The 4,838-nt window shown below is 36.6% G+C and carries 6 protein-coding genes and 2 pseudogenes; 7 read left to right on the forward strand and 1 reads right to left on the reverse strand.

What is annotated here, in order from left to right; genetic code table 11:
• Positions 1–282: helix-turn-helix domain-containing protein (locus ACTHOQ_RS18630; protein ID WP_440497678.1), on the reverse strand; the 282-nt coding region annotated here is incomplete at its 3' end.
• A gap of 101 nt (positions 283–383) precedes the next feature.
• Here ACTHOQ_RS18630 and ACTHOQ_RS18635 point away from each other — a divergent pair.
• From ACTHOQ_RS18635 to ACTHOQ_RS18665, 7 genes and pseudogenes are all read left to right on the forward strand, one after another.
• Entirely contained in the window at positions 384–533 is a 150-nt protein-coding gene (locus ACTHOQ_RS18635; RefSeq protein WP_440497680.1) for a hypothetical protein, read from the forward strand.
• A 111-nt stretch (positions 534–644) separates the two neighbouring features.
• Positions 645–1,238 carry a hypothetical protein gene (locus ACTHOQ_RS18640; RefSeq protein ID WP_440497681.1) on the forward strand — a complete coding sequence of 198 codons (594 nt, stop codon included), beginning with the start codon at positions 645–647 and terminating at the stop codon, positions 1,236–1,238.
• Positions 1,239–1,250: 12 nt separating this feature from the next.
• Positions 1,251–1,940 (forward strand): hypothetical protein, encoded by a 690-nt coding sequence (locus ACTHOQ_RS18645; RefSeq protein WP_440497682.1) that lies wholly within the window; start codon positions 1,251–1,253, stop codon positions 1,938–1,940.
• Positions 1,941–2,234: 294 nt separating this feature from the next.
• A pseudogene (locus tag ACTHOQ_RS18930) lies at positions 2,235–2,393 on the forward strand (transposase); the annotation flags it as partial.
• Positions 2,394–2,456: 63 nt separating this feature from the next.
• Positions 2,457–3,062, forward strand: a complete 606-nt coding sequence (locus ACTHOQ_RS18655; RefSeq protein ID WP_440497684.1) for a transposase — start codon at positions 2,457–2,459, stop codon at positions 3,060–3,062.
• 9 nt (positions 3,063–3,071) lie between these two features.
• Complete coding sequence (locus tag ACTHOQ_RS18660) at positions 3,072–3,530, forward strand: transposase (protein ID WP_440497683.1); 459 nt, start codon at positions 3,072–3,074, stop codon at positions 3,528–3,530.
• Between the two features lie 183 nt (positions 3,531–3,713).
• Positions 3,714–4,768 (forward strand): annotated as a pseudogene (locus ACTHOQ_RS18665) (IS3 family transposase); the annotation flags it as partial.
• Positions 4,769–4,838: the final 70 nt, after the last annotated feature.

Here is a 4,838-nt window from a genome sequence, read left to right on the forward strand (position 1 = left end):
GGAACAATCCGTTCGGGATGTTGCCCCAAGAAAAAACTTAGGCAGAATGTGTCCGAAAATTTGACGTAGATCCACTTCTACTTCTTCATTAAAGGGAAATAAAGCTTGTAACGGTATCTCTAACTTCATACAAATATCGTTTAAAATTTCTAGTCTTGGAAGTTGTTTTCCTTTTTCTAACCTAAAAATAGTGGATTCATCACATAAATTTTCTGCTAACTTCTTAATAGACAAACCTTTAGATTTTCTGAAATAAGTCATTTTTTCTCCAAAATTTTCCAATACATTCTCCCCCTTTTTTTCTAATTATTGCATAACATCCTATATAATAAAAATTAATATTTTAGTAGTTTTATTATAAGAAATTAAAGGGAGTTAAAGAAATGAGAAAAAAATTCAAAATTGTTGTAGGATTTTTCTTAGCTTTTGGACTATTTTTTAATTCTTATAGTGACAAAGATACTATTACTGAACATACAACACCAGTAATTAGTATTCTGGGAGAAGATGATACGATAGGTGGGAAACACTAATACAGATAGTATCAGGAAATAGTCTTAATTTGAAACTTTATAAGGGGGGATGATTAATAAGGTTATCTTAGTTTCTTGTAATCAATAATACTAAGTAGGAAGGCGTTGCTTATGAAATTTAAAATCATCATTGGTATTTTGATAGTATTTCTACTTGGAGGTACCGCTAGTTATTTATTTTTCTCTAATGAAAATTCAGCTACAAGTATAGCTATGTCTAAAACTCATAATTTGGACACTTCAAATTATGAATTACTTGTAGATCGAATTCAAAATGAATTTAACATGGAAGGATACAAAGAAATACTGGGGGAAAACGGGGACATTGTAGGTGTCCCAGATGTTATAGCTGGTCGACAGGATCTTGAAGATGGCCTTTATCAGAGAAATAAAAAATTTGTTTATAAGAATGCCGAAAATGGAATGATTATTATTTTAAGTGTAAGCGCCTCGGAGGAACGAGACGGACGCTTATGGAATCACAGCATTAGCTATAACGAAAAAAAATATAACTCTGAAACAGGTGTGTATAAAGATACTTACAATACTATATTCTCAGATTCAGAAGTTAGTATTTATGGATTCTCAGGAAACGGCTATTCACTTTCAATTGTCGGTATATCGAGCAATCCCGATAATGTTGATGTATTCACACTTAGTCAAACAGCACAGTTCTTACAAGAACTGGAAAAACATTTAAATTAGGAGGAAATGAACATGATTCAATTAAAATTTATGAAAAGTTTTTCTGCTCTAACACTTTCAGTATTATTGCTTTCAGGAGGGGTTAACGGTTATGCATCTGCTGAAGAAAACGAAAATATTCATTATCCACACTCTACAGAAATAGTAGAGGCAAGTGAACTTCTAAATAAAGATGTTACTAATAAATCTAACAAAGATGAAATCGTCGCCCCTTTATCTTCATTCATTAAATATGAGGCTAATGGATATGCAGGAAGTCCTAGAGGTGTTCGTTTAGGGTACGACGATAAATTTATGTTGTTTCATCACACTTCATTTGAACTTCCAACTGGAGTGACTTCGAAATACACATGGGAACGAACAGTATCTAAAACTAATTATTCTTCACATACTTTTGATCAAGGCGCAAGAGCTCAAGGTGGAGCGAAATTTATTGCGGAATTAGAAGGACACTTTAATTACACATACGATAAACAAAAGAGTGTTACTGTTACTGCAGGAACAAAGTCAGAAACAGATATTACGATACCTGGATACTATGAGTTAGACTTTTATCTAAAAGCTAACGTATATGATGTATATGGACAATGGTGGGGCACAACAATAGACAGACCAAATGAAAGAAGAAAGCTTGAACGTTATTTAGGAACATATAAAGAACCAACAGATTTCATGCATCTTCGTGCAACTAAAATTCGGTAATAGTATTATCAATTTTGAATCATAATAATGCTAAAGTATTAATGAACCGCATCTGAAACAGTCTTATATTTGCATATAAGGCTGTTTCATTCTGTTGATAAACTCCGTTGTCAATAGATATTTTGTGAAAATTCGGATGAAGTCCTTCCAAATCATTATTTCTATGAATTGGAGGGATTTTTATGTTTTTATGCATTTATGTCAAGACATCGAAAAAATCGCCAGTTTTATCAAGCTATGTATGACCCAACTCACTTATTAATTCAACTAGATCAACTCATGAATTGGCAGTAGATTTATCAAAAGCTTTTTCCCTATTATTCTCCTACAAGAACAGGGCGTCCTACCGTTGACCCGCTTTTTCTCATTAAAATTCTTGTGATTCAGGGGCTAGAAGGTTTTCGCTCTGTCCGTTTCACCTGTAAACAAATTCAGTCCAATGCTACCTATCGCTGGTTTTTAGGAATTTCCCCATTTCAAAAAGTGCCACATCATAGTACCGTTTCACGTTTTCTATTGGAACGCCTACAAGGAGCCTCTTTTTGGCGCGCGTTTCATCGTACACAACTTCTTACACTTCAAGCAGAGGGTTTTATTGCCAATGAAACATGGGCAGGGGATGAAACGGAATTAAAAGCGAATGCCAATAAACGCCTTCGCCAAAAGCTCCTGATCCGAAAAACAAGGCAAGTCAAATCAGAAAATCTTGAAATCATCAATGCCTTTCGCACACGTCAAGGAAAGAAAGCATTAAAGCCACCCGAACCTAAAATCGAATACGCCTCAACCAATTTTAGTCCGATTGATGCAGATGCTCGACTTTCTGTGAAACATGTAGAACGGGGACAGTTTGCGTATTTTGAACATCGGATTGTCGATACGCTTCATAGTTTTATTATTGCGACAGACGTGACAGCCGCCAATGTTCCGGGACATAAAAACTTACCGAAACAGGTAGATCAATTAAAAGAATTGTTTGGGGGTTATGCAAAGGAAATAACATTAGATGCAGGCTACTACAATGCGGCTTGTGCGAAGGCTCTATTCGAGCGAAACTTTTTTGTTTCGATGCCATATAAACGATCACGTTCTAAGGAGCATCCTCAATGTAAAAAAGTTTAATTTAAACAAGTGACAGAAACTCTTTATTGTTGTCCAAATGGCGTACCCTTCACATATGCTACAACGACGAGTCAAGGCTATCATGAATTTAAGGCACCTAAAGGAAGTTGTTTTAACTGTCCTTTCGCTCTCAAAGAAGATATGGATCGGGTTTTACGTATCTCGATTCATCAACCGACGTATGACCGTTTAAGAGAAATGCGCCTTTCATGGATCGGGAAGATCTTAAGAATTGTACGGCCTCAAACGATTGAACTGAGTTTTGCCCAAAGTAAAGAAAACCACGGACTCCGTTACACCAGATACCGTTGTCTTCAAAAAGTAGAAACACAAGTTTTGATGACGGGCATCATTCAAAATTTGAAGAGATGGGCCAAGCAAGCTCCGTTCATTACAACAAGTCGGACTCCATCTTACATAGGGATCCCGTCAGAAAAATGCGGTTACAATGTTAAGAAATATACATAATTTTATTCATTAAAGCCGATTGTGCAGGATAATCTAAAACGCTGAAAACAGTTGCTGATACTGACTTTTCAAGAAACGGCATAAAAACCTGTATAAACAATGTTCCATAAGAAAAGCCACAAACACGGATTTGAACTGCACCCCAGTTGTTAGACACAACTAACAAGGAGGTGCAGTTTTTCTATGGCTAAAATGAGCGCAGAAGATAAATTAGCAGCGGTTGAACGCTATCTAAATGGCAAGGAAAGCTCCAGAACAGTCGCTACGGATTTTGGTATTTCACATCGCTATTTACTAACGTTAACGAACCAATACCGAAATAACGGCGTAGAAGTGTTTGTCAGGCGATATACAAATTATACAAAAGCGTTTAAACTAGACGTACTTAACTATATGACTGAACACGGTACGTCCTTATACGAAACGGCAGCGATTTTCAATGTGGCCGCCAGTTCGTCTATACGGAATTGGCAAAAACAATTCGAATCATTAGGAGATGATGCCCTTCAGCCAAAGAAAAAGGGGCGTCAATCCATGAAAAAAGAATCGGCTAAACAACCTAAAAAAGTATTAACAGAAGGCTCTACAGAAGCACTTCAAGCACGTATTCAACAGCTTGAAATGGAAAATGCGTATTTAAAAAAGTTGAATGCCTTAGTTCAAGCCAAGGAAGCATCACCACGAAAGACAAAGTAAAAGTCATTTGTGAATTAAGGGATACATATTCGGTGAAAGCACTTGTAGCGTACGCAGAGATTCCACGCAGTACGTTTTATCATACCGCGAAAAAATTCGATTTACCTGATCCAGAAGCTGATTTAAAAGCTGAAATTCAAGCGATTTACGACGAACACACAGGTCGTTATGGTTACCGACGTATCCGTGATGAACTGGCGAATCGTGGGCAAAAAGTGAATCATAAAAAGGTTCAGCGCATTATGAAAGAGCTCGGCTTAAAATGTATTGTGTGCATGAAAAAATATAAATCCTATAAAGGCACGGTTGGCGAAAAGCTTTATTTATCGCCTGTTTTAGACATGTTTAACGGAGAAATCATCACCTACACAATCGGCTCTAGACCGACTTTCTCTCTTGTTTCAGACATGTTAGAAAAAGCCTTAGAGCGATTGCCGGAAGACCATAAGCTCCTCATGCATTCCGATCAAGGCTGGCATTATCAAATGAAGCAATATCGCCATGCGCTCCAATCGAGAGGTATTGTGCAAAGTATGTCACGGTGTTTGTCAATATAGTTGTCGCATCAAGCTACTTAACTTTTCTATCAAAATCAAAATCTGTTCTATTAAA

Origin of the sequence: Solibacillus silvestris (assembly GCF_051967575.1) — a bacterium.
GTDB lineage: Bacteria > Bacillota > Bacilli > Bacillales_A > Planococcaceae > Solibacillus > Solibacillus silvestris_B.